Consider the following 23,064-nt stretch of genomic DNA (forward strand, 5'->3'; position numbering starts at 1 on the left):
TTCGCGATCCGGCCGGAGGAGGTTCCCGGAAGAACCCCTGGCGCCCACTTCCACTCCTTAGCTATAGTGCTAGTCACCTAGTTAAATGGAGTTGCCGATGATCGAATTCCACCTCGACGCCCGCTCGGGCCTGTCGCCGTACCAGCAGCTGGTCCAGCAGGTGCGGCACGCGCTGCGGCTGGGTCTGCTCGACAAGGGAGACCAGCTCCCGAAGGTCAAGGACGTGGTCGCCGACCTGGCGATCAACCCCAACACCGTGCTCAAGGCCTACCGGGAGCTGGAGCACGACGGCCTCGTCTCGGCCCGGCCCGGGGTCGGCACCTTCGTCACCGCGACGCTCAACGGCGGCGCCTCCTTCGCCGCGCTCGCACCGCTGCGGCAGGACCTGCGCCGCTGGCTGGGGAAGGCCCGCAAGGCCGGCCTCGACGAAGAGAGCATCGAGGCCCTGCTGATGTCCACGTTTCGCGACTCCGCCAGAGAGGACATAGCGTGACCGTCCTGCGTGCCCAGGGACTGGGCAAGAAGTACAAGCGCAAGTGGGCGCTGACCGGCTGCACGCTCGAAATCGAAGCCGGTCACGTGACCGGGCTCGTCGGTCCCAACGGTGCCGGCAAGTCCACCCTGCTGAACATCGCGTCCGGCATGCTGGAGCCGACGAGCGGCACCATCGAAGTGTGCGGTGGCGTGCCCGGCAGCGGCCCGGACCAGCTGGCGAAGGTCGGTTACGTCGCCCAGAGCACGCCCGTCTACACCGGGCTGAGCATCGAAGAGCACCTGCGGCTCGGCGCGCACCTCAACCCGCGGTGGGACACCACGCTCGCCGAGAAGCGGATCGAACGCCTCGGGCTCGACCCGAAGCAGCACGCCGGCAAGCTGTCCGGCGGCCAGCGCGCGCAGCTCGCGCTCACCCTCGGCATCGCCAAGCGCCCCGAGCTGCTGCTGCTCGACGAGCCGGTCGCCGCGCTGGATCCGTTGGCACGGCGGGAGTTCCTGCAGGACCTCATGGAGGCCGTCGCCGAGCACGGGCTGTCCGTCGTGATGTCCTCGCACCTGGTCAACGACCTGGAACGGGTCTGCGACCACCTCGTCGTGCTGGTGGACTCCCAGGTCCGGGTGATCGGCGACGTCGACGAGCTGCTTTCCACGCACCACCGGCTCTCCGGGCCGCGCCGCGAGGTCGACTCGCTGCCGGCGGAGCAGCACGTCGTCTCCGCGAAGCACACCGACCGCCAGACCACCGTGCTCGTCCGCACCGAGGCACCGATCCTCGACCCCGCCTGGACGGTCGCGCAGATCGGCCTCGAAGACCTCGTCCTCGAGTACATGAGCAACCCCACCGCCGCCCGCCCCGCCCTGGAGGTCTTGCGATGACCTGGCTGACCTGGCGCCAGTTCCGCCTGCCCGTGCTGTCCGTGTCCGCCGCGCTGGTCCTGATCGGCGCCGTGCTCGCGATCACCGGGCCGGAGCTGGTCGGGCGCACGAACTTCTCCGACCAGGACGCGATGTTCGGCGGGACGATCCTGGTGCTCTACCTGCTGCCCGCGGTGATCGGCGTCTTCTGGGGCGTCCCGATGATCACGCGCGAGCTGGAGAGCGGCACGCACAGCCTGGTGTGGAACCAGACCGTCACGCGCAAGCGGTGGCTCGCCACCAAGCTCGGGTTCGGCCTGCTCGCCGCGATGGTCGCCGGTGGCCTGCTGAGCGTCGCGGTGTCGTGGTGGGCGAGCCCGATCGACGCGCTCGCGGCGCAGCAGACCGACCGCGAGATGTTCTCGCGCATCGCGCCGGTGGTGTTCGGCGCGCGCGGCATCGTCCCGATCGGGTACGCGGCCTTCGCGCTCGCGCTCGGTGTCGCGGTCGGGATGCTGCTGAAGCGGACGGTGGCCGCCATGGCCGTCACGCTCGTCGTGCTCGCCGCCGTGCTGCTCGTGGTGCCGAACTTCGTGCGCCCGTACCTGTTGCCGCCGCAGACGATGACGGTCGCCATCGTCGGCGACAACATCACGAACATCACCGGCAACGAATCCGGTGTGCAGGAGATCGGCGTGCGGAACCCGGCCGGCGCGTGGGTGCTGGCGAACGAAACGATCGACCCGGCCGGGAACCTGGCCTCCCCGCTGCCGGACTTCGTGCGGAACTGCCTGCCGAGGCCGGGCGGCCCGGTGCCGGACCGCGGCAACGTCGAACAGTGCATGGGGCAGCTGGGCGCCCACGGCTACCAGCAGCGCCTGACCTACCAGCCGGGTTCGCGGTTCTGGCCGCTGCAGTGGCTCGAACTCGCGCTCTTCCTCGCGATGACCGCGCTGCTCACCTGGTTCTCCTTCCGCCGCGTCCGTCACCTGTCCTGAACCGATTCCTGGGGGAATCATGCGCACTCTCGCGGTAGCCACCGCTTTGACCCTCACCTTGTCCGCGTCACCCGCTTCGGCGAGCACGACGCCTTACCTGCCCCGCCCGACCGGCCACGAGCCCGTCGGTGTCACCTCACTGTCCCTCAAGGACACTTCGCGCCCCGACCCATGGGTGGCTACGGTGCCCTACCGGGAGCTGATGGTCTCCGTCTTCTACCCGGCGACCTCGGCGAACGGGCCGAAGAAGCAGTACATGACGCCGCTCGAGTCCGAGCGCAACCTCGAACGGGAGAACATCCCGGGGCTGCCCTTGGACGTCCTGAGCACCGTCCGCACGAACGCCGTCGTCGACGCGAAACCGGCCGGGCGGTGGCACGGCCTGCCGCTGGTCGTGCTGTCGCCGGGCTGGACGCAGCCGCGGGCCACGCTCACCGCGCTGGCCGAGGACCTCGCCAGCCGCGGGTACGCCGTCGCGGCGATCGACCACGCCCACGAGAACCGCGCCACGACGTTCCCCGACGGGCACGTCACCGGCTGCGAAGCCTGCGAAGTCGACGACCAGCCCGGGTTCTGGGAGAAGCTCGCGCAGGTGCGGTCGAAGGACACGTCGTTCGTGCTCGACTCGCTGCTGCGCTCACCCAAGTGGGGCGCGCTGATCGACCCGCGGCGCATCGGCATGACCGGCCACTCGGCGGGCGGTGCGATCACGACGCAGGCGATGCTGGCCGACCCGCGCATCCGCGCCGGGGCGGACATCGACGGGAGCATCCACGTCCCGCTCCCGGCGTCCGGGCTGTCCCGGCCGTTCCTGTTCCTGGGCAGCATGGACAACTACGTCCCCGGTCAGCAAGGTCCTTACGACGACTGGGAAACGGACTGGACGCACCTCACCGGGTGGAAGCGCTGGCTCATGGTGTCCGGCACGGTGCACAGCTCGTTCACCGACCTCGGCGTGCTCGCCGACCAGCTGGGCGTCGACATCGGCGCGTCGATCGACGCCTACCGGGCCCTGACGATCACGCGGAACTACGTAAGCGCTTTCTTCGACCTGAACCTGCGCTGCCTTCCGCAACCGCTGCTGACCGCGCCTTCGCCCACCTACCCGGAAGTGACATTCATCGGATGAAGATCCTCCTGATGGTGACCGCGCTGACGCTGACGCTGACGCTGCCCGTGCCGGCGTCGGCGTCACCGGCGCTGTCGCTGGCCGCGCCGACCGGCGGCCTGCCGGTCGGCACCACTTCCCTGTACCTGAAGGACACCTCGCGTCCCGACCCGTGGGTCGCGACGGTGCCCTACCGCGAGCTGATGGTGTCGCTGTTCTACCCGGCCGTTTCCGCGCAGGGGCCGAAGAAGCAGTTCATGACCGAGACCGAGGCGCAGGCGGTGTTCGACGAGGCCGGCATCACCGGCATTCCGGCGTCGGTCATGACGACCGTGCACACCGACGCCGCGGTCGACGCCCGGCCGGCCGGGCACCACCTGCCGCTGGTCGTCCTGTCGCCCGGGTTCAAGCGGCCCCGCGCCGAGCTGACGTCGCTGGCCGAAGACCTGGCGAGCCACGGCACCGCGGTCGTCGTGGTCGACCACACCTACGAGAACGTCGCCACGACGTTCCCCGACGGGCACGTCACCGGCTGTGCGGCCTGCGGCAACTATGACGACGCGTTCTGGAAGAAGCTGCAGCGAGGCCGGGCGAAGGACGTTTCGTTCGTGCTGGACTCGCTGACGCACTCGAAGTGGGCGTCGCTGATCGACGCGTCCCGGATCGGCATGGCCGGGCACTCGGTCGGCGGCGCGAGCGCGCTCGGCGCGATGGTGGCCGACCCGCGGATCAAGGCCGGGATCGACATCGACGGCACGACGGACGACCCGCTGCTCGCGCCCGGGCTCGACCGGCCGTTCCTGTTCCTGGGCCGGGCGGACACGTACACGCCCGGCACCGGCGAGGAATCCGGTACCTGGCAACGGGACTGGGCGCAGCTGACGGGGTGGAAGCGCTGGCTGGTCGTCGCGGGCATGGCGCACCCGTCGTTCACCGACATCGGCCTGTTGGGCGAACAGCTCGGCCTCGACTTCGGCGCGACGACGCCGGCGGCGCGCGGGCAGGCCGTCACGGCGGCCTACGTTCGGGCATTCTTCGAAGAGCACCTGGAGGGCCGGGCCCAGCCCTTGCTCGACCAGCCGTCGTCGCGCTACCCGGAGGTCAGCTTCGCCATGACGTCGACGCCCTACCTGCCCGCACCGACCGGCGACCGGCCGGTGGGCAGCGCGCAGGTGTACCTGAAGGACCCATCGCGGCCGGACCCGTGGGTGCCGTCGGTGCCCCACCGCGAGCTGATGGTGTCGCTCTTCTACCCGGCGGTGCCTTCGCACGGGCCGAAGACGCGGTACGTGACGGCGGCCGAGTCGGCGGCGCTGCTGTCCGGCAGTGGCCTGGACGCACCGCCGGACCTGCTCACCCGGCTGGTGACCAACTCGGTCGCCGACGCCCGCCCGGCGGGGTCTCACCTGCCCCTGGTGGTGCTTTCGCCCGGCTACACGAAACCCCGCGCCACGCTCAGCGCGCTGGCCGAGGACCTGGCGAGCCACGGGTACGCCGTCGCGCTGGTCGGCCACACCTACGAGAACACCGGCACCAGCTTCCCCGACGGGCGGTTCGCGGGCTGCGCGTCGTGCGAGGTCCCGCACGACTCCGCGTTCTGGACGAAGCTGGAGCTCGGCCGGGCCGCCGACGTGTCGTTCGTGCTGGATTCCCTGACCCGCTCGAAGAAGTGGGCGCCGCTGATCGACGCGTCCCGGATCGGCATGGCCGGCCACTCCATGGGCGGGGCGAGCACGCTGCCCACGATGGTCGCGGACCCGCGCGTCCTGGCCGGCATCGACATCGACGGCCGCACGGAGGTTCCGCTGACCCCGCCCGGGTTGTCCCGGCCGTTCATGTTCATGAGCCACCAGAACGCGGCGACGGCCTGCGCGCCGGGGAACGAGCCGTGGGAGCGGGACTGGGCCCAGCTGACCGGCTGGCGGCGCTGGCTCGAGGTGGCGGGCACGCAACACGCGTCGTTCACCGACGTGGGCCTGGTGGGAGAAGAGCTCGGCGTCGACATCGGCGCGACCACCACGGCTCTGCGCACCCAGGAGATCACGCGGGCGTACGTGAACGCCTTCTTCGACCAGCACCTGCGGGGCGAGGCACGGCCGGTGCTCGACGAGCCCGGGTATCCGGAAGTCTCGTTCTGCCACTGAAAACGGCGGAAGCGGCACTCGTGGGGGTGTGCCGCTTCCGCTTTCTCGTGGATCGGCCACAACCCGCCGCACCGCCTCGGTGGCCCGCCGCCCCGCCGCGGCCCCGGGCCCCCGGCCGGGGACTGACCCGCGCGGCCGCGGCCGCGCTCGCGCTGGGCGCCGTGACAGCGGTGTTCTCCCTGCTGGGCGGTCTCGTGTTCGCCGCCCAGCAGCGGCACTCCACGCCGGGTCAGGAGTCGCTGCTCTCCGTCCTGCTGGGCACCGCCGTCCTCGCCGTCGCGGCCGCGACGCTGGGCCTGCTCGCCGTGGTGCTGAGCCAGACGTTCTGGCCGGCGAACTGGCTGACCACCTTCATGTAGCCGTCAGAGCTTGCCGCCGGCGACCGGCGGCATGTCCGGCGCCTCCTCGGCGCCCGTGGCCGCCTCGCGGTACAGGTGGTTCTCGACCTCGAAGAGGTTGTCCGCGGCGCGCTCGACGACCGTGAGCAGCGTGGACATCTGGGCCACCTCCTCCACCTGCTCCTTGAGGAACCAGGCCATGAACTGTTCGCCGAGGTAGTCCTCCTCCAGCCGCGCGGCCTTCGCCATCGCCTCGATGTCGGCGGTCACGGCCCGTTCCTGCGCCAGCGCCAGCTCGATCGCCTCGTGCGCGCTCGAGAAGTCGTTCCGGACGTCGCCGCTGCCCGGGATCGCCACCGGCTGGCTCCGGTCGAGCAGGTACCGGACCATCGCCAGCGCGTGGTTGCGTTCCTCGATCGACTGCCGGTAGAAGCGTTTCGCCAGCCTCGGCAGATCCCGCGCGTCGAACCAGACGGCGAGGGCGACGTACTGCTGCGCGGCGGTGAACTCGTGCCGGATCTGCTCCTGCAGGAGCTCGGAGAACTTCGAACGCTGGGTGTCGGCCATGCCCACAAAGTACGGCGCCGGGCTGCCCCGCGCACCCGTCACACGCGTCAAGCGCGGGGCTGGTACTGCTCCACCCGGATGCTGTCCTTCACCGCGTCCAGGAACTCGTTCCGGGCGGTGTGCAGGGCCCGGTACTCGGGTTTTCCGGGGTTGATCAGCTCGTGCCACAGCGAAACGACCACGCCGCAGCGATCTTCCAGCTCGTGGGCCTTGGAGATCAACGCCGGTGTCCCGATCACCTCCAGCATCGCGACCTGCTCCCGCATGCCCGCGAGCGCGTAGGCGCCGGCCTGGTAGCGCAGGCGGCGCTCGTCCTCGTCGGTGAGCACCTGGTACCGGAAGGCGGTGATCCGGGCGAGGTGCCGGGTGATCTCGAGGTAGGTGTCACGGATCTCCCGGTCCCACCGGCGGCGGTCCTCCCGGTTCAGCTTCCGGCGGTCGCTCACCGCGATCGCGACGAACGCGAGCACCGCGCCCGCGAGCAGGAAGCTGCCCGCGATCACGGGCACGCCCCACCAGGGCACGGAGGCCGAAGCCGGTGCGGCGGGGACGAGAGCGGTCGGCACCGGCGAGATCATGCGGGCACGATACTCGCGAAATCCGCCGAAAACGCCCGCCGATCGAGGCCCGGCTACGATCGGCGGGTGCCGAGCCGCCTTCTCGATCTTTCCGGCACGGTCACCTGCGTCACCGGCGCGAGCGGCACGATCGGCCGCGGGATCGCGCTGCGGTTCGCCGAAACGGGCAGCGCGGTGGCCGTGCACCACCGCCGTCCCGGCGCGGGCGACGACGTCGTCGCGGCGATCGAAGCCGCGGGCGGGCGGGCCCGGGCGTTCGCCGCCGACCTGACCGACGACAGCGCTTGTCACGCCCTGCTGGAAGCCGTCGCGGACTGGGGCGGACGGCTCGACGCGCTCGTCAACAACGCCGGCGTCCAGCCGGTCGAACCCCTCGCGGACCTGACGGCGCAAGGCTGGCAGTCGATGCTGGACAGCACCCTGACCAGCGCGTTCTCCTGCACCCAGGCGGCAAGCCGGCTGCTGGGAGACGGCGGCAGCGTCACGCACATCGCGTCGATCGAGGCCCGGCAGCCCGCGCCCGGGCACGTCCACTACAGCGCGGCCAAGGCGGCGCTGGTGATGCACGCCCGCGGTGCCGCGCTGGAGTACGGGCTGCGCGGGATCCGCGTCAACACTGTGTCGCCCGGCCTGATCTCGCGTCCGGGGCTGGAGCGGGACTGGCCCGAAGGCGTCGAGCGGTGGCGGCGCGCCGCCCCACTGGGCCGGCTGGGCACGCCGGCCGACGTCGGCGACGCGTGCGTCTTCCTGGCTTCCCCGCTGGCTTCCTGGATCACCGGGCACGACCTGGTCGTCGACGGCGGGGTCACCGCGCGGCCGACCTGGTAACGTGGAACACGTTCTAGTTTTGGGGGCGCGATGACCTTCCCGATCGTCGACGGCGTGCCGCCCGGGCGGGCGCTGCTCGGGTCCCGGATCCGCGAGCTGATCGACGCTTCCGTGTGCGCGGGCGACGACGCCGACCTGGCCGCCGCCGCGAGCCGGGTCGAGGCGGTCACCGCCGCGCTGCGGGCGACCGGCGGCGCACCGCCGTTGCTGCTGGCGGCGCTCGAGGGCGGCGGCCACCTCAGCGTCAACAACCCCCTGGAAGGACCCGGGAACCCGCTGGCGCCACCGTTGTCGTGGACGTACGTCGGGCCGGACGAGGTCCGCGCGGAGGTCCTCCTCGGCGCGGCGCACGAAGGACCGCCCGGCCGCGTGCACGGCGGCTGGGTGGCGGCGGTCCTGGACCACGTGCTCGGCCGGGCCACCGCCGCGGCCGGCTACCCCGGGATGACGGCGTCGCTGACGATCGACTACCTCCGCGGCACGCCGTACGGTGTGCCGCTGGTCGCGGAGGGACGGCTCGAACGCCGGGACGGACGCAAGCTGCACGCCACCGGCACCCTCCGGGCCGGCGCCGAGATCTGCGCGACGGCCAAGGCCATCCTCGTCCACTTCAGCGCCGACCGGTTCCCGGTACCGGTCCAGGACTGAGTCACGACCTCACGGCACCAGCGTCGTGTGCCGGGGCGACTCCGAGCTCGACGACGCCATCAGCACCGCGCAGATCGGCACCGCCATCGCCAGCGCCGCCAGCACGAACACCGGGAACAGGAACGAGAACACCTCCGCGCCCGACGGGTCCGGTGCCGCCGGGTCCAGGTGCAGCCGGACCGCCGCCATGCCCGTGTAGTGCATGCCCGTCACCGCCGCCGCCATCACCAGGCCCGCCACCAGCCGGGGCAGGAGCTTGTCCAGCCCGACCGTGAACCACAGCGCCGCCGTCGCCGCGACCACCGCGATCACCACCGACAGCACCACCAGCGTCGGGTCGTAGCCGATCGTCCCCTTGATCTGGACCGCCCACATCCCGGTGTAGTGCATGACGTTCACGGCGAGCCCGGTCAGCAGCCCGCCCAGCAGCAGCCGCTTCCAGGCGAACCGGTTGCGGACGCCGAACACCAGCAGCCCGCAGAACACCGCCGCCACCGACAGGACCGCCGACAGCGCCGTGCGCAGGATGTCGTAGCGCACCGGCAGTCCCGGCGTCGAAAACCCGAGCATCGCGATGAAGTGCATGACCCAGATGCCGACCCCGCCGATCGACACCGCCGCCAACGCGAGCCAGGTCAGCCGGGTGCGCGCGTTGTCCGTGGTCCGCGCCTGCAGCGTGCAGGCGAGCCCGAGCGCGCAGCCCACCACCGAGGTCAGGTACGCGAGCACGACGAGCCAGTGGCCCATCGCGAAGTCGTCGTGGTCCATGGTCATTTCCGTGCTCCTGTCAGGCTTGCCGCTGCCGCGGCGCATGCAACGCGGCGAGTGCGTACTCGGCCGCGGCGATGAGGGTCTCTTTCGTCGACTCCGGCGAACGCGCGTCGCAGGTGACCACCTGGACCTCCGCCGGGACCTTGAGGGCTTCGCGCACCTGCTCCGGCGGGTGCTGGCGGGTGTCCTGGAACTGGTTGACCGCCACCAGGAACGGCACCCCGCGTGACTCGAAGAAGTCGATCGACGCGAAGGAGTCCGCGAGCCGGCGGGTGTCGACCAGGACGATCGCCGCCACCGCGCCGCAGACCAGGTCGTCCCACATGAACCAGAACCGGTGCTGGCCCGGCGTGCCGAACACGTAGAGGATCAGGTCGTCGGCGAGGGTGAGCCGGCCGAAGTCCATCGCCACCGTCGTGGAGAACTTCCCCGGCACCGCTTCGGTCCGGTCGACGCCGACGGCCGCGGCCGTCATCACGGCCTCGGTGCGCAGCGGGTCGATCTCGGAGACGGCCCCGACGAAGGTCGTCTTGCCGGCGCCGAACCCGCCGGCCACGACGATCTTGGCCGAGGTGATCCGCCTGTCAGAGTGCACGTAGTCCACTGAGGACCCTTTCGAGCAGTTCGTTGCGTTCGTCGAAGGAGGCGTCCGCGGGGAGCGTGTCGCGGATGGACACCTGGCCGGCGACCAGCAGGTCGCCGATGAGCACCCGGGCCACGCCCAGCGGCACGCCCAGGTGCACCGCGACCTCCGCCACCGAGCGCTGGTGCAGGCACAGCTGCGTCACCGCGGCCAGGGGGTTGGTCGGGCTGAAGGGCGCCGTCCGCCCCGCCGCCGTCGTTTCGACGAGGGCTTCGACCGCCATGTCGACCTTCGGCCGGGTGCGGCCGGCGGTCCACGCGTAGGGGCGGGCCAGTGACGCCGCGTGCCGCCCGCCCTCGCGTCGCCGGCCTTCCGTCACCGGCTCGCTCCCGGAGCGGCCGCTGGCCGCGCGGGTGTCTCGACCATCTTCCCGAACCGGTCCACGAGCAGCGTCATCTCGTAGCCGACCAGGCCGATGTCGCAGCCGGGGTTGGCCAGCACCACCAGGTTCGACCCGTCCCCGACGTTCATCAGCATCAGGAAGCCCTGCTCCATCTCGATGACCGACTGCACGACCCGGCCAGCGGTGAACAGGTCGGCCGTGCCGAGCGCGAGGCTCGAGAGGCCGGACGCGATGGCCGAGAGCTGGTCCGCCCGGTCGCGCGGCATCGAGTCGTTCGACGCCACGAGCAGGCCGTCCGCCGAGACGAGCGCGGCGTGCGCGACGCCGGGCACCTCCTGCGTGAACGCCGACACCAGCCAGTTCCGGGACTGGTCGGTCACTTCCGCTCCTTCCTGCCGCGCGCTCGTGCTCATCACTGGCCCTTCGGGTCGGTCGCGACCCGGTGGCGGGCCGCGCGCATGCCGCTGTAGTGCCGGGAAAGGTTGTTCCGCACCGCGGCCGGGTCCCGGAACGACGGGTCGGCCGGCTGCGGCTGCCGCGGGGCGACCGAGCCGGGGACGAGCTGCGCGCCCGGATTCCGGGTCGGCAGGCCCGACTCGGTGAGCTCGAGGTCGTCCGGCGAGCCGACCGCGGCTTCGGCGGCCTGGCGGACGTCGTCGGCCGGCGTCGCCCAGTCGGCGGGACGCGCCGGTTTCGCGCGGTCGTCGGCGAACCAGTGCGACAGCATCTGGTCGAAGATCGGCGTCGGCATCGGCGAGTCCGCCGCGACGGCGGCGGGCTCTTCGGCGGGCCACCGGGGTTCCGGCTCGGGCCGGGCCGCGCCGTTGACCGCCGGCGGCCGTTCGGGCAGCCCCGGGAGCCCGGGCCGCGCCGGCAGGTCGACCAGGATCAGCACGCCCGGGACGTGCACGCTGGCGGTGATGCCGGCGCTCGCGGTCCGGGTGGTCGTGGGCCGCAGCCGCACGGTGATCCCGTGCGAGGCGGCGAGCCTGCTCACCACGAACAGGCCCATCCGGCGGGTGGTCTCCGGGCTCACCGAGGCACCGGCGGCGAGCCGGGCGTTCGCCGCTTCGAGGTCCTCGCGGGTCATGCCGAGGCCGACGTCGACGACCTCGATCAGCACGCCGCCGTCGAACCCGCGGTCGGCGGTCAGCACGACCTGCTCGTCCGGCGGGGACGACCGGATCGCGTTCTCCAGCAGCTCGGCGAGGATGTGCACGACGTCGGCCGCGGCCTCGGACTGCACCGACCCGCGGGGCGCGTTGCCGAGCGTGATCCGCTGGTAGTCCTTGACCTCCGACGTCGCGGCCCGCAGCAGCTCGACCGTCGCGACCGGCCCGATGTCCCGGCGCACCGGCCGGCCGCCCGCGAGGACCTGCAGGTTCTCGCCGTTGCGCCGCAGCCGGGTGGCGATGTGGTCGATCTGGAAGAGCTCGGCCAGCCGCTGCGGGTCCTGCTCGTCGGCTTCGAGGTCCTCGATCACCGACAGCTGCAGCTCCACCAGCGACTGGCTGCGCCGCGACAGCGTCATGAACATCTCGCTGACCTGGATCCGCATCTCGGCCTGCTCGCCGACGGCCAGCCGCACCGCCTGCCGGTGCATGTCGTCGAAGGCGCGGGCCAGCTGGCCGATCTCCTCCTCGGAGTCGACGGGGAGCCGCTCGGTCGCCTGCCAGTCGACGTCCTCGCCCTCCCGGATCCGCTCGATGGTGCCCGGCAGCCGGCGGCGCGCCGTGTCGACCGCGGCCGCGTGCAGCCGCCGGATCGGGGCGAGCACCGAGCGGGCCACGGCGAGCGCGATGGCGAGGGCGCCCAGCAGTGTGGCGAGCACCAGCGCGGTGTCGCGCAGCGCGTCGGACCGGGCGCGGTCGGTCCGCGCGCCGACCGCGTCCGAAAGCGTTTTCGCCTGGTCGGTCAGGATGATGCCGAGCGCCGCGCGCTTGGCCGCGGGCCCGCCGGCGCCGGGGATGGTGGCGGCGGCGAACCGCGCGGCCACCGCACCGGTGGGCAACGCCCGGCGGATCTGCCCGGTGAGCACCGACTCTTCGGCGACGGCGGCGGCGAGCGCGTCCGCCGATCGGCCACCCGGGACCTCCTGCCCGGCGAGCGTCGCTCTCAGCTGCGTCAACGCTTTCGTGATATCGGCCGCGGCGTCGAGATCGACATTCCCGGCCTGGCCGACGATACGTGGGATCACTTCGCTGAGGGAGCCGACGAAGTCGTGGTAGGCGGGAGCTTTCCCACCGGCGGAACCGTCCTGCTGGCGCAGACCGGCCAATTTTCCCAATTGATCTTCCAGTGTCCGCGAAATCTCCGGGCTCAGCCGCGCGAATTCGGCGTCGTGCCGGATCACGGCGGCTTTCGCGTCGACCGCGGCGGTCTGCGCGGCCCCGCCGTCGTGGATCATCTCGTCGTCGACGAGCCCGGTGAGCTCGGCGATCCCTTGCACGACCGGCATTTGGTCGCGCACCCCGCTGAGCGCGCCCGCCTGGTCGAGCTCGGCCTGCACGCGTCCACCGGCCAGCAGCAACGCGACCAGGACGGGCAGCAACAACACGACGGAGATCTTGGTGCGCAGCCGCCAGGTGCCGGGATTCCACGACGCGGTGGAACGACGGCGCAGCGGTTCATCTTCTTTCATCGGTGGCGTGGCTCGATTCGTACCGGTGGCCCGAGAACGATTTCCTGGATTTCTTCCACGGAATTCAGAACGGAGACATAACCCCGGCGACGGCGGCGCTGTCAAGGAACACCGGCCGTTTCCCCCGTACGCACCAGCTACACAGGGTGAACTTCCACAGCGTGGCATTTCGCCTTCGCGGAGGGTGAGCGGACCGCCCGGATTCCCCGCGGTTCCGTGAATCTCCGACCGCGCCGCCGACCACTGTCCACTGAGGACTCGTGGCCGGACCGACCCCCAGCCGGTCCGCACCCGGCACGCGACTTCGTCGGCGGCCGTGCGGGCATGAACGTGCCAGTGGCACGCGAGCGGCGTCAACCGGACAACGGAGGTTTCGCACCTGCACGAAAGGTGCCAGGTCACAGTGCGGCGTGACCGCGCGTCACCAGCGGCTATTCTCGCCCGGGAAAGGGCGGTACGTCGATGCTCAAGATTCACTTCACGGACGCGGACCTGGCGAAGCTGACCATCGCCGAGGACGCCGACCCGATGTGGGAGCTGCTCATGAGCAGCTACCGGATCCGGCGTCCGGAGGGCGAGCCGTTCTTCGGCCGGTGGCGCCGGGGGTCACGCTCCGCGGTCCCGGAGTCCGGCCGGCTGCTGATGTCCGCGGTCCCGCCGTACGGGTACTGCCCGGACTTCCTCACCCCGGCCGGGCACACCACGATCGGCGACGGCGTCTCGGCGGTGCTCGAAACCTCCTCGACGACCCTGGCCACCGACGTCGCCGAGCTGGCGGCGCAGGGCACGCGCGTGGCGCCGTGGCTGCGCCGGCTGGCCGGCGGCGAGGCCCGTGAGCTGCACCGGCTCGGCACGGCCCTGCACGACTACTACCGCCAGTGCATCGCCCCGGACTGGGCGACGATCCGCCGCTCGGTCGCCCGCGACCGCCGCCGGCTGCAGTCGAGCCTCGACCGCGGCGGGCCGCAGCTGCTGCTCTCGACGGTGCACCCGGACATCACGTGGTCACCCCCGGTGCTGCAGGTGCGCTTCCCGATCGAGCAGGAGCTCCACCTCGACGGCCGCGGCCTGCGCCTGGTCCCGGCGTTCTTCGCGCACGGCATGCCGACGACGTACAAGGACCCGGGCCTCCAGCCGGTGCTGGTCTACGCGATCAGCCACCCCCGCTTCGACAGCGACGCGGAGCCGGGCCCCTCCCTGGCGGCCCTGCTCGGCCGCACGCGGGCGCGGGTGCTGGTGACGGTCGCGATCACGCCGTGCAACACGAGCGAGCTGGCCGAGCTGACGGGCGTGTCCCTGGCGACGGCCAGCCAGCACGCGTCGGTGCTGCGGTCCAGCGGGCTGATCACCAGCGCGCGGTCGGGGAAGTCGCAGATCCACGAGATCACGCCGCTGGGGCTGGGCGTCATCCGGGCCAGCTGAACCCCGTCGTACCTGGCCGAACGCCGTGAATGAGTCATTCGCGACGTTCCGGACCAGGGCTTGCGCGACCCACCCGCCAACGCGAACAATCATTCGCTATGGACTCCAGAGCCAGCTTCACCGCGGAGACGATGGCCCTGCAGCGCGCCTTCGAATCCCACCGCCCCCGAGGGCGGAGACGCTTCGAAGACCCCTATGCCACCGCCTTCCTCCGGCCGTCGCTGCGCGTTCTCGCCGAGGCCGCGCGCGTCCCCGGTGTCCGGCGGCTCGCCACCGGCCTCTACGACGTCGTCGCCGGGCCGGGGCCGCGGACGTCCGGGATCGCGCGGACCGAGGTCATCGACGACGCCCTCGCCGACGCCATGACCGATGACACCCAGTGCGTCCTCCTCGGCGCCGGCTACGACACCCGCGCGCACCGGCTGGCCGCGCTCGACGGGCGGGCCGTCTTCGAGGTCGACCACCCCGCCACCCAGGCCCGGAAGCGCACCAAGATGGGCCCGGGTCCCGTCTACGTTCCCGTCGACTTCGAGCACGACGACCTGACGGCGAGCCTCCTCGAAAACGGCTTCGACCTGGGGAAACCGAGCGTTTTCGTCTGGGAGGGCGTCACCAACTACCTCACCGCCGACGCCGTCGGCAGCACCCTCGCGGCCATCCACGGACTCGGCGGCGACCTCGTCTTCACCTACGTCGACGTCCGGGCGTTGCGCGAACCCAGCCCCTTCCCCGAGGCGCGGCGGTGGGTGCGGGCCGTCGCGCGGGCCGGGGAGCCGTGGACCTTCGGGTTGCTGCCCACCGAAACCCGGGAGTTCCTGGCCGCACGCGGCTTCGAACTGCGGAAAGACGTCTCGGCCCACGAAGCCGGCGGCGGCTCGCGGCTCTACCGGATCGCCGTCGCCACGAGGAGCGCCCGTGCCCCGCATCAGTGACGAGCGCCGCCGGAAGCAACGGCAGCGGATCCTCGACGCCGCGATGACCTGCTTCGAGAAGACCGGTCCGGACGGGGCGTCCATGCAGGACATCGTCGCCGAGTCCGGGATGAGCGCCGGCGCCCTCTACCGCTACTTCGACGGCAAGGAAGCCATCATCGAGGCGGTCGCCGCCGACCGGCACGAGCACGAGCGGGACCTGGTCCGCGCCGCGCTCGCCGACGGCGGCCCGGACGCCCTCCGCCGGTTCCTCGACGCCTACTTCGACTGGGTGGCCGACCCCGAGGAGGCACGACGACGGCGCGTCACCGTCCACGTCTGGGCCCGCGCCCAGCACGACGAGCGGCTCCGGCGGATCGTCACCGAGGGACTCGCCCCGCTGGACGACGTCGGCCGCGCGCTGGCCGGCATCGGGCTGCCGGACGGCGTCGAGCCGGACATGTTCGCGCGCGTCCTGCTCGCGCTCATCCAGGGCTTCCTGCTCCAGCGCTCGTGGGAGCCCGACCTCGACCCGCAGCGCTACCGCGACACCGTGACCAGCCTCCTCGATCGGGTGTTGCCCCGGTGAGCGGAGCTCGTGTTAGCCTGTCGCCGTGCAGCGCCCGATGATGTCCTCGCGACTCGTAACCCGGCGCGCCGGCTGAACCCAGGTCGCCGGCGCGCAGCGTCGTCGATCGCGTTTTCTCGGGACCTGGCCCCGATCTCATTCCTTCTGCATCCTGGGAGATCAGCCATGTCCACGTCCTTCGCCATTCCCGCCACCCGCTCGGCCATGCTGCTGCGCCGCCGCATCGCCACGTACTTCGTCGGTGGCGCCGGAGAAATCCCGGCACTGGTCAGCGCACTGGCGGGCCACCTCGTCCACGAGCTGTCCGTCGACATCAAGGACGGCGTCCGCGAGAGCAGCATGGTCTGCGCCGTCCTGCTGGCCGCCGAAGAGACCGAGCCCCTGCTGGACCGGTTGCGCGAGCTGACCGCGGTCGTTTCGGCCGAGCTCGCCTGAGGGATGTCTCGTAAGTGATCCAGCTGCGGTCCGGTTGGATTGCGGACGTGGTCGGTCGCGGTGAGTTGACGGATAAGCGTGGGCGGTGATCGAGCCCCTGCTGCCGCCGCGGCAAGGCGGTGGACGGCGGTGGTGGGATCACCATCAGTCGACCGGGTGATCGTCAAAGACGACGCCGTCGGCCCCGGGCCAGGCCGGCCGAGGTGTCGGCCGAAGACGGTGATCGCGGACAAGGCGTATTCGGTGCTTCAACCGGCTCAAGCATCGTGCTCTGGCTCCGATGACTTACAGGACAGCTCCTAGCTGCTATCTTCACGGGGAAGATCAACGGAGGAGACCAGTCGTGGCAGGTGACGTCGACATCTCCGGGTAGCTCCGGAGTGTGCAGGCCCCCGGCAGTGCCGGTGCGGGCCGCTTTCGACGTCCCCCTTTCGCTTCGCACCACCACGAGGTCTTCACCATGTCCGAAATCGTGCTGTCCGGCCTGTCCTTCTCCTGGCCCGACGACACCCCCGTCTTCGACCACCTGTCCGCCACGTTCCCCGGCGGCCGCACCGGGCTCGTCGCCCCGAACGGCTCCGGCAAGACGACGCTGCTGAAGCTCGTCGCCGGAACGCTGACGCCGTCCTCGGGCAGCGTCACCGCCGACGGCGTCCTCGGCTACCTGCCCCAGGACCTGCCGCTGAGCGGCGAGCCGTCCGTCGCCGAAATCCTCGGCGTCGCACCGGTTCTGGACGCCATCGCGGCCGTCGAGTCCGGCGACGTCGACGAGGCGCACTTCACCACCATCGGCACCGACTGGGACATCGAGGAACGCACGCGCGCCCAGCTCGACCGGCTGGGTCTCGACGTCACGCTCGACCGCTCGCTGAGCACGCTGTCCGGCGGTCAGATCGTCTCGCTGGGACTGGCCGCGCAGCTGCTCAAACGGCCGGACGTGCTGCTGCTCGACGAGCCGACCAACAACCTCGACCGCGAAGCCCGGCACCGGCTGTACGCCGTGCTAGACGACTGGTCCGGCTGTCTCGTCGTGGTCAGCCACGACCGCGCGCTGCTCGACCGGATGGACCGGATCGCCGAGCTCGACCGCGGCGAAATCCGTTTCCACGGCGGGAACTTCACCTCCTACGAAGAGGCCGTCGACGCCGCGCGGGAGGTCGCCGAGAAGAACATCCGCAGTGCCGAACAGGAGGTCAAGCGCGAGAAGCGGGAGATGCAGCAGGCCCGCGAGCGCGCCGCCCGCCGCGCGAGCACCGCGTCGCGCAACCTCGGCAGCGCCGGGCTGCCCAAGATCTTCGCGGGCACCATGAAGCGCAACGCGCAGGAGTCGGCGGGCAAGGCGGACGGCACGCACGCGGCGCGCGTCGGCGCGGCCAAGGCGAAGCTCGACCAGGCCGAGCGGGCGCGCCGGGACGAGCAGAAGATCAGCCTGGAGCTGCCGCGGACGGAGGTCCCGGCCGGCCGCACGCTCTTCACCGGCGAGGGCCTGCGGGCGCGCGGCCTCTTCCCGGACGGCGTCGACCTGACGATCCGCGGCCCCGAGCGGATCGCGCTCACCGGGCCCAACGGCGCCGGGAAGTCCACGTTGCTGCGGCTGGTGACCGGAGATCTCGCGCCCGACAGCGGTTCGGTGTCCCGCGCCGACGGCCGGGTCGCGTTCCTGTCCCAGCGTCTCGACCTCCTCGACGACGACCGCTCGGTGGCCGAGAACCTGGCCGCGGCCGCTCCCGCGTCGCCGCCGTCGCAGCGGATGAACCTGCTGGCCCGCTTCCTGTTCCGCGGCTCGCGGGTGCACCTGCCGGTCGGTGTTCTCTCGGGCGGGGAACGGCTGCGCGCCACGCTGGCCTGTGTCCTGTTCGCCGAACCGGCACCGCAGCTGCTGCTGCTCGACGAGCCGACGAACAACCTCGACCTCGTCAGCGCCGGGCAGCTGGAGAGCGCGCTGACAGCGTTCCGCGGCGCGTTCGTCGTCGTGAGCCACGACGAACGCTTCCTCGAGCGCATCGGGATCGACCGGTGGCTGCGGCTGGAAAACGGTGACGTACACGGGTGACGTCGTGCGACGGTCGCCGCGGTGGTGGGCGGGTTCCTAGCGTGGTGGAGTCACCCGCTGAAAGGAACACCATGTCCGAAGTGACCTACACCGCCGTCGCCACCTCCACCGCGGAGGGCCGTAACGGCGGCCGCGCGACCTCCGACGACGGCGCGCTCGACGTCACGCTCGCCGTGCCCAAGGCCTTCGGCGGCGCGGGCGACGGGACGAACCCGGAGCAGCTGTTCGCCGCGGGCTGGGCGTCGTGCTTCGTCGGCGCGGTCCGCCGGGTCGCCGCCGCGAAGAAGGTGCCGCTGAACGACCTCGCCGTCGTCGCCGAAGTCACGTTGCACCACGACACGGAGGCGAGCGACTTCAAGCTGAGCGCGGCTTTGCACCTGGAGGCGTCGGGCATCGACCAGGCCACGGCCGACGAGCTGGTGACCGGCGCGCACCAGCTGTGCCCGTACTCGAAGGCGACGCGCGGCAACATCGAGGTCACCCTCGACGCCACCGTCGCCTGACCGTCGTGAGTGAGAAACAGTGTTAGAACACTGTTTCTCACTCACGACCGTTCACATGCGGGCAGCGTCCACAATGGCCTGCGCGAACGGGCGCGGGGCCTCCTGCGGGACGTTGTGGCCGATGCCGTCGAGGATCCGGTGCTCGTACTTGCCGGTGTACTTCGCGCGGTAGGCCTTGCCGTCCTTGGCCGCGCCGTCGAAGTCGCTGGCGATCGTGATCGCCGGGACCGTGATGGCCGGTCCCGCGGCCAGTTTTTGTTCGTACGCCTCGTACTGCGGCTCACCCGGCGCGAGACTCAGGCGCCAGCGGTAGTTGTGGACGACGATGTCGACGTGGTCGGGGTTGTCGAACGCCGCCGCGCTCCGGTCGTACGTCGCGTCGTCGAAGTGCCACGCCGGGGACGCCGTCTTCCAGATCAGCTTGTTGAAGTCGTGGCGGTTGGCCGCGTAGCCGGCGCGCCCGCGCTCGGTCGCGAAGTAGTACTGGTACCACCAGCCGAGTTCGGCTTGCGGCGCCAGGGGTTTCTGGTTCGCCACCAGGTTCGTGACGATGTACCCGCTCACCGCGACGACGGCCTGGCAGCGCTCCGGGAACAGCGCGGCGATGATGTCCACCGTCCGCGAACCCCAGTCGTAGCCGCCGAGGACGGCCTTGTCGATCTTGAGCGCGTCCATCAGGGCGACGACGTCGAGCGCGACCGCCGCCTGCTGCCCGTTGCGGACGGTCCGCGCCGACTTGAACGTCGTCGGGCCGTAGCCGCGCAGGAACGGGATGATCACCCGGTGGCCGGCCGCGGCCAGGATCGGCGCGACGTCGACGTAGCTGTACGGGTCGTACGGCCAGCCGTGCAGCAGCACGACCGGCTGCCCGGTCGCCGGCCCGGACTCGTAGTAGGCCATGTTCAGCACTCCGGCGTCGACGTGCTTGACCTCGCCGAGCGACGTGTGTTCGCCCGAGCCGGCCCGCGGGTCGGGTGTGGTCGAGGGTGCGGCCGCGGGGGTACCCGAGGACGAGCAGGCCGCCAAGGAGGTGGCCGCCAGTCCCGCCGCGAACGCCTGCCCGAACCTTCTCCTGCTGATCATCTTGACTCCTGTGCGAAAGACCGTGGGACTTTCACGACGTTAGAGAGCTTCGAGTGATCTTCGCGCCCGTCAGGTGACGCAGCCGGTGTAAGTCACCCTTCCAGGGTCTTCAGCATCCCGGCGAGGTCGGCGCGGGAGCTCACGCCGAGCTTGGGGAAGATCCGGTGCAGGTGCGTGCCGACGGTCCGGTGCGAAAGGTACAGCCGCTGGCCGATCTCCCGGTTCGTCAGGCCGTCGGCGGCCAGCTGGGCGATGCTCAGCTCGTGCGGGGTCAGCTTCTCGCGCGCGTCCGGACCGCGGTTCGGGCTCGACTCGCCCGCGCCGCGCAGTTCGCCGCGGGCCCGCTCGGCCCAGGCCGTCATGCCGAGGGCGTCGAATGTCTCGCGCGCGGTGCGCAGGTGCGTCCGCGACTCGACGACCCGCCGCTGCCGCCGCAGCCACTCGCCGAAGGCCAGGTGGACGCGGCCGCGTTCGGCGGGCCAGCCGGCCAGGTCGGCCCCCAGCGCTTCGGCGAACCGCTCGTCACCGGGGTCGAGCACGGCCCGCGCGTACCGCAGCCCGATGTGCAGGGCGGGCGAGGGCGTGGTTTTCGCCAGCGGTTCCAGTTCGGCGAGGATGTCGCGCATGGCGTCGGTCTGCCCGGAGCGCACCGCGGCCTCGGTCAGCTCGGCGACGCAGTACGCGCGCAGGGCGAGCTGGTAGGCGGGGTCGGCCGGGTCGAGCAGCCGGCGCAGGTCGGCGAAGGCGTCGTCGAAGCGGCCTTCGCTCAGGCTCGTGAGCCCGCGCGCGAGCTGGACGGTGGCGAGCACCGGCCGCGCGCACGCGGCGAGCCCGGCGCGTTCGGCCTCGGCGGCCAGGGTTTTCGCCTGCTTGTGGTCACCGCGCAGGGCGGCGATCTCAGCCTGGACGGCGGTGGCGAGGCCGTACATGAAGGGCTGGCCGGTCTCCCGGGCGAACCGGGCGGCTTCGGCGGCGACGGGCACAGCCGCGGCGAGGTCACCGAGCCGGACGCGGCTCCACGCCTGGACCGCCAGCGCCCGCGGCAACAGCCCGAGCCGTCCCTGCGCCCGCAGCCCCGGAGCGGCGGCCGCGGAGAACCGCGCGGCGAGGTCGAAGGCCCCGACCTGCAGCGCGGCGCTGCCGAGGTACCGATCGACCTCGGGATCGGCACCGGTGGCCACGACGAGCTTCCGGAGGTTCCCGAGGACCTCCTGCCCGCGCTCGAACGGCGCGACATAGGCGGTGACGGCCACGACGCGCGGGTCGTCACATGGAATCGGGAGCCGATCGACGACGTCGAGCAAGGCGTTCCGGGCGGCGCTGCCGGGTTCGGTCCAGAAGCAGCGCATCGCGGCGCTCCAGAGGATCCGCGTGGCGCCGTCGATTTCCCCGTCGTCCGCGGCATTTTCGGCGGCGACGGCGAGTTCGGCGACGCGGGCGGGGTCTTCGCGAAGGCCGTCTTCGAACTCGCTGAGCAGCCGGCTCGCGGTGGCCCGCTCGCTCTTGCCGACCGGGTTGGCGTCGTGCACAAGGCGTTCGGCGGTCTCCCGCCGCCCGGACTCGACGGCCAGTTCGGCGGCTTTGAGCAGGCGTGCACACCGGCGCCCGGGCAGGTCACTGAGCCGCGCGGCCTGTTCGAGCGCGGCGATGGCGGCCGCGGCCCCACCCCGGTACCGGGCCCGTTCGGCGGTGCGGTCGAGTTCATCGGCGACGGTCTCGTCGGGCCCGACGGTGGCGCCGGCCTGGTGCCAGGCGCGGCGGTCGGGCTGGTCGCGGAGAGCTTCGGCGAGGGCGAGGTGGGCCCGCCGCCGGTCGGTCGGGGTGGCGGCCGCGGGAATGGCGGAGCGCATGAGCGGGTGGCGGAAGGTGACGATGCCGGCGGAGAGTTCGACGAGGCGAGCTTCGACGGCGGGGGCAAGAACTTCGGGCTCGACGCGAAGGCAAGGGGCGCCGGGCGAGCGATCGACCGGGCCGGCGTCGACGGCCGTCGGCGGCGCTTCGCCACGCAGCCCTGCCTGCGCACGCTCCCCACCCGCAGCCGCCTCAAGCGACTCGACCTGCTGGCCGTGGCCGCTCAAGCGCACCGCCGCGCCCGACCCCTCGACCTGCCCGGCATCGCCGCCCGAAACCGGCTCCGCAGCCGTCGTCAGAAGCGAAGCCGTCGCCGTCAGGGTCTCCGCCAGCGATGTCGTTTCGTTCAGCGCCGCCACCAGCAACGCCGTCCGCGTCGCCGCCGGCAGCCCGGCCACCCGCGCCGTGAACGTCCGCTCCAGACGTTCCGTCAGCGGCAGCACCGGGTCGAGCCCGTCGAAGTCCGCCAGCCCCAGCGGCAGCTCCGTCAACGCCAGCGGATGCCCCGCCGCCTCCGTCAGCAGCCGGGTGCGGACCGCCGGGGCCAACCCCGGCGCGACCGCGTCCAGCAGGTCCGCCGCGTCGTCCGCCCCCAGCCGCTCCAAGACCATCGGCGCCAGCCCCGCGTCGAGCAGCGGAGACGAAACGCCGTCGCGGAGGGTCGCCACCAGGACGATCGGCTCGGTCTCGATCCGCCGCGCCACGAACGCCAGGACGTCCGCGCTCGCGCGATCCAGCCAGTGCACGTCCTCCGCCACCAGCAGCAACGGCTTCGCGGCCGCCTCCTCCGCCAGCAACGTCAACGCCGCGAGCCCCACCAGGTACGCACTCGGCGAAGCTCCGTCTGCCAGCCCCAACGCCGTCCGCAGTGCGTCCCGCTGCGGCGCCGGCAGCTCCGCCACCGCCCCACGGACGGGGTGAAGCAGCTGGTGCAACCCGGCGTACGCGAGGTTCTGCTCGGCCTCGGCCCCGGCCGTCCGCAGCACGCGCAGCCCGGCGACCGACGCCGCGGCCGCCGTCTCGGCCACCAGTGCCGACTTCCCGATGCCGGCTTCGCCGCGCAGGACGACGCCGGCGCGGTCTTCGGGGCCGTCGACGAGCTCGCCCAGCTCCTTCAGCTCGGCTTCCCGCCCGTGCAGCGCCATGGAACCGACCTTACCCAACGCACGTTTCCGCAGCTCAAGGCCGAGTGACGTACATCAACAGCGTCATCCGACGGGCGCGGCGGCCGCGGGCCGCCACCTAGCTTCACAGCGTCCA

General features: G+C 71.9%; 23 protein-coding genes. 14 read left to right on the forward strand and 9 right to left on the reverse strand.

What is annotated here, in order from left to right:
* The first annotated feature begins 97 nt into the window (after positions 1 to 97).
* From ACZ7PG_RS23005 to ACZ7PG_RS23030, 6 genes are all read left to right on the forward strand, one after another.
* Positions 98 to 493 carry a GntR family transcriptional regulator gene (locus ACZ7PG_RS23005; RefSeq protein WP_470241141.1) on the forward strand — a complete coding sequence of 132 codons (396 nt, stop codon included), beginning with the start codon at positions 98 to 100 and terminating at the stop codon, positions 491 to 493.
* Positions 490 to 1,371: an ABC transporter ATP-binding protein gene (locus ACZ7PG_RS23010; RefSeq protein ID WP_470241142.1), complete on the forward strand. Its 882-nt coding sequence runs from the start codon at positions 490 to 492 to the stop codon at positions 1,369 to 1,371. The genes ACZ7PG_RS23005 and ACZ7PG_RS23010 overlap by 4 nt, the downstream gene beginning before the upstream one ends.
* Complete coding sequence (locus ACZ7PG_RS23015; protein ID WP_470241143.1) at positions 1,368 to 2,348, forward strand: transporter; 981 nt, start codon at positions 1,368 to 1,370, stop codon at positions 2,346 to 2,348. Before ACZ7PG_RS23010 ends, ACZ7PG_RS23015 begins: the two co-directional genes overlap by 4 nt.
* Positions 2,349 to 2,367: 19 nt before the next feature.
* Positions 2,368 to 3,477 (forward strand): alpha/beta hydrolase family protein, encoded by a 1,110-nt coding sequence (locus tag ACZ7PG_RS23020; RefSeq protein WP_470241144.1) that lies wholly within the window; start codon positions 2,368 to 2,370, stop codon positions 3,475 to 3,477.
* Positions 3,474 to 5,600: an alpha/beta hydrolase family protein gene (locus tag ACZ7PG_RS23025; protein WP_470241145.1), complete on the forward strand. Its 2,127-nt coding sequence runs from the start codon at positions 3,474 to 3,476 to the stop codon at positions 5,598 to 5,600. The genes ACZ7PG_RS23020 and ACZ7PG_RS23025 overlap by 4 nt, the downstream gene beginning before the upstream one ends.
* Before the next feature lie 161 nt (positions 5,601 to 5,761).
* Complete coding sequence (locus ACZ7PG_RS23030; protein WP_470241146.1) at positions 5,762 to 5,959, forward strand: hypothetical protein; 198 nt, start codon at positions 5,762 to 5,764, stop codon at positions 5,957 to 5,959.
* A 3-nt stretch (positions 5,960 to 5,962) separates the two neighbouring features.
* On the opposite strand, the gene ACZ7PG_RS23035 is transcribed toward ACZ7PG_RS23030, so the two are convergent.
* A complete protein-coding gene (locus ACZ7PG_RS23035) occupies positions 5,963 to 6,505 on the reverse strand; it encodes a ferritin (protein WP_470241147.1) in 543 nt (180 codons plus the stop codon).
* Positions 6,506 to 6,552: 47 nt separating this feature from the next.
* A complete protein-coding gene (locus ACZ7PG_RS23040; protein WP_470241148.1) occupies positions 6,553 to 7,083 on the reverse strand; it encodes a hypothetical protein in 531 nt (176 codons plus the stop codon).
* Positions 7,084 to 7,149: 66 nt separating this feature from the next.
* Between ACZ7PG_RS23040 and ACZ7PG_RS23045 the strand changes: the two genes are divergently transcribed.
* On the forward strand, positions 7,150 to 7,911 hold the full coding sequence (locus ACZ7PG_RS23045) for an SDR family NAD(P)-dependent oxidoreductase (RefSeq protein ID WP_470241149.1): 762 nt from the start codon (positions 7,150 to 7,152) through the stop codon (positions 7,909 to 7,911).
* Positions 7,912 to 7,941: 30 nt separating this feature from the next.
* The gene (locus ACZ7PG_RS23050) at positions 7,942 to 8,559 is read left to right on the forward strand and encodes a PaaI family thioesterase (RefSeq protein WP_470241150.1); all 618 of its coding nucleotides are present in this window, start codon (positions 7,942 to 7,944) and stop codon (positions 8,557 to 8,559) included.
* A gap of 9 nt (positions 8,560 to 8,568) precedes the next feature.
* Here the strand turns inward: ACZ7PG_RS23050 and ACZ7PG_RS23055 are convergent, their stop codons facing one another.
* Genes ACZ7PG_RS23055 through ACZ7PG_RS23075 form a run of 5 tightly spaced genes read right to left on the reverse strand, consistent with a single transcriptional unit; the run spans position 8,569 to position 12,957 of the window.
* Positions 8,569 to 9,327, reverse strand: a complete 759-nt coding sequence (locus ACZ7PG_RS23055; RefSeq protein ID WP_470242382.1) for an MHYT domain-containing protein — start codon at positions 9,325 to 9,327, stop codon at positions 8,569 to 8,571.
* A 19-nt stretch (positions 9,328 to 9,346) separates the two neighbouring features.
* The gene (locus ACZ7PG_RS23060; protein WP_470241151.1) at positions 9,347 to 9,934 is read right to left on the reverse strand and encodes a GTP-binding protein; all 588 of its coding nucleotides are present in this window, start codon (positions 9,932 to 9,934) and stop codon (positions 9,347 to 9,349) included.
* Entirely contained in the window at positions 9,915 to 10,292 is a 378-nt protein-coding gene (locus ACZ7PG_RS23065) for a DUF742 domain-containing protein (protein WP_470241152.1), read from the reverse strand. The genes ACZ7PG_RS23060 and ACZ7PG_RS23065 overlap by 20 nt, the downstream gene beginning before the upstream one ends.
* Complete coding sequence (locus ACZ7PG_RS23070; protein ID WP_470241153.1) at positions 10,289 to 10,729, reverse strand: roadblock/LC7 domain-containing protein; 441 nt, start codon at positions 10,727 to 10,729, stop codon at positions 10,289 to 10,291. Before ACZ7PG_RS23070 ends, ACZ7PG_RS23065 begins: the two co-directional genes overlap by 4 nt.
* A complete protein-coding gene (locus ACZ7PG_RS23075; protein ID WP_470241154.1) occupies positions 10,729 to 12,957 on the reverse strand; it encodes a HAMP domain-containing sensor histidine kinase in 2,229 nt (742 codons plus the stop codon). The genes ACZ7PG_RS23070 and ACZ7PG_RS23075 overlap by 1 nt, the downstream gene beginning before the upstream one ends.
* 462 nt (positions 12,958 to 13,419) lie before the next feature.
* On the opposite strand from ACZ7PG_RS23075, the gene ACZ7PG_RS23080 reads away from it, so the two are divergent.
* From ACZ7PG_RS23080 to ACZ7PG_RS23105, 6 genes are all read left to right on the forward strand, one after another.
* Positions 13,420 to 14,379, forward strand: coding sequence for an ArsR/SmtB family transcription factor (locus ACZ7PG_RS23080; protein ID WP_470241155.1), 960 nt, complete (start codon positions 13,420 to 13,422; stop codon positions 14,377 to 14,379).
* A gap of 98 nt (positions 14,380 to 14,477) precedes the next feature.
* The gene (locus tag ACZ7PG_RS23085; protein ID WP_470241156.1) at positions 14,478 to 15,311 is read left to right on the forward strand and encodes a class I SAM-dependent methyltransferase; all 834 of its coding nucleotides are present in this window, start codon (positions 14,478 to 14,480) and stop codon (positions 15,309 to 15,311) included.
* The gene (locus ACZ7PG_RS23090) at positions 15,295 to 15,879 is read left to right on the forward strand and encodes a TetR/AcrR family transcriptional regulator (RefSeq protein ID WP_470241157.1); all 585 of its coding nucleotides are present in this window, start codon (positions 15,295 to 15,297) and stop codon (positions 15,877 to 15,879) included. Before ACZ7PG_RS23085 ends, ACZ7PG_RS23090 begins: the two co-directional genes overlap by 17 nt.
* 165 nt (positions 15,880 to 16,044) lie before the next feature.
* Positions 16,045 to 16,314, forward strand: a complete 270-nt coding sequence (locus ACZ7PG_RS23095; protein WP_470241158.1) for a hypothetical protein — start codon at positions 16,045 to 16,047, stop codon at positions 16,312 to 16,314.
* Positions 16,315 to 16,774: 460 nt separating this feature from the next.
* A complete protein-coding gene (locus ACZ7PG_RS23100; protein WP_470241159.1) occupies positions 16,775 to 18,367 on the forward strand; it encodes an ABC-F family ATP-binding cassette domain-containing protein in 1,593 nt (530 codons plus the stop codon).
* A gap of 71 nt (positions 18,368 to 18,438) precedes the next feature.
* Positions 18,439 to 18,870 carry an organic hydroperoxide resistance protein gene (locus ACZ7PG_RS23105; RefSeq protein WP_470241160.1) on the forward strand — a complete coding sequence of 144 codons (432 nt, stop codon included), beginning with the start codon at positions 18,439 to 18,441 and terminating at the stop codon, positions 18,868 to 18,870.
* 51 nt (positions 18,871 to 18,921) lie between these two features.
* On the opposite strand, the gene ACZ7PG_RS23110 is transcribed toward ACZ7PG_RS23105, so the two are convergent.
* On the reverse strand, positions 18,922 to 19,953 hold the full coding sequence (locus ACZ7PG_RS23110; protein WP_470241161.1) for an alpha/beta fold hydrolase: 1,032 nt from the start codon (positions 19,951 to 19,953) through the stop codon (positions 18,922 to 18,924).
* A gap of 92 nt (positions 19,954 to 20,045) precedes the next feature.
* Positions 20,046 to 22,949, reverse strand: coding sequence for a helix-turn-helix transcriptional regulator (locus ACZ7PG_RS23115; protein WP_470241162.1), 2,904 nt, complete (start codon positions 22,947 to 22,949; stop codon positions 20,046 to 20,048).
* Positions 22,950 to 23,064: the final 115 nt, after the last annotated feature.

This window comes from Amycolatopsis sp. NPDC114504 (assembly GCF_055633595.1).

Excerpts from the sequence above, each read along its gene's own strand:
- ACZ7PG_RS23050 (WP_470241150.1), top strand. The coding sequence starts at position 7,942 with ATGACCTTCCCGATCGTCGACGGCGTGCCGCCCGGGCGGGCGCTGCTC.
- ACZ7PG_RS23110 (WP_470241161.1), bottom strand. The coding sequence starts at position 19,953 with ATGATCAGCAGGAGAAGGTTCGGGCAGGCGTTCGCGGCGGGACTGGCG.
- ACZ7PG_RS23015 (WP_470241143.1), top strand. The coding sequence starts at position 1,368 with ATGACCTGGCTGACCTGGCGCCAGTTCCGCCTGCCCGTGCTGTCCGTG.
- ACZ7PG_RS23040 (WP_470241148.1), bottom strand. The coding sequence starts at position 7,083 with ATGATCTCGCCGGTGCCGACCGCTCTCGTCCCCGCCGCACCGGCTTCG.
- ACZ7PG_RS23075 (WP_470241154.1), bottom strand. The coding sequence starts at position 12,957 with ATGAAAGAAGATGAACCGCTGCGCCGTCGTTCCACCGCGTCGTGGAAT.
- ACZ7PG_RS23080 (WP_470241155.1), top strand. The coding sequence starts at position 13,420 with ATGCTCAAGATTCACTTCACGGACGCGGACCTGGCGAAGCTGACCATC.
- ACZ7PG_RS23100 (WP_470241159.1), top strand. The coding sequence starts at position 16,775 with ATGTCCGAAATCGTGCTGTCCGGCCTGTCCTTCTCCTGGCCCGACGAC.
- ACZ7PG_RS23025 (WP_470241145.1), top strand. The coding sequence starts at position 3,474 with ATGAAGATCCTCCTGATGGTGACCGCGCTGACGCTGACGCTGACGCTG.
- ACZ7PG_RS23055 (WP_470242382.1), bottom strand. The coding sequence starts at position 9,327 with ATGGACCACGACGACTTCGCGATGGGCCACTGGCTCGTCGTGCTCGCG.
- ACZ7PG_RS23115 (WP_470241162.1), bottom strand. The coding sequence starts at position 22,949 with ATGGCGCTGCACGGGCGGGAAGCCGAGCTGAAGGAGCTGGGCGAGCTC.
- ACZ7PG_RS23020 (WP_470241144.1), top strand. The coding sequence starts at position 2,368 with ATGCGCACTCTCGCGGTAGCCACCGCTTTGACCCTCACCTTGTCCGCG.
- ACZ7PG_RS23085 (WP_470241156.1), top strand. The coding sequence starts at position 14,478 with ATGGACTCCAGAGCCAGCTTCACCGCGGAGACGATGGCCCTGCAGCGC.
- ACZ7PG_RS23005 (WP_470241141.1), top strand. The coding sequence starts at position 98 with ATGATCGAATTCCACCTCGACGCCCGCTCGGGCCTGTCGCCGTACCAG.
- ACZ7PG_RS23105 (WP_470241160.1), top strand. The coding sequence starts at position 18,439 with ATGTCCGAAGTGACCTACACCGCCGTCGCCACCTCCACCGCGGAGGGC.
- ACZ7PG_RS23095 (WP_470241158.1), top strand. The coding sequence starts at position 16,045 with ATGTCCACGTCCTTCGCCATTCCCGCCACCCGCTCGGCCATGCTGCTG.
- ACZ7PG_RS23070 (WP_470241153.1), bottom strand. The coding sequence starts at position 10,729 with ATGAGCACGAGCGCGCGGCAGGAAGGAGCGGAAGTGACCGACCAGTCC.
- ACZ7PG_RS23035 (WP_470241147.1), bottom strand. The coding sequence starts at position 6,505 with ATGGCCGACACCCAGCGTTCGAAGTTCTCCGAGCTCCTGCAGGAGCAG.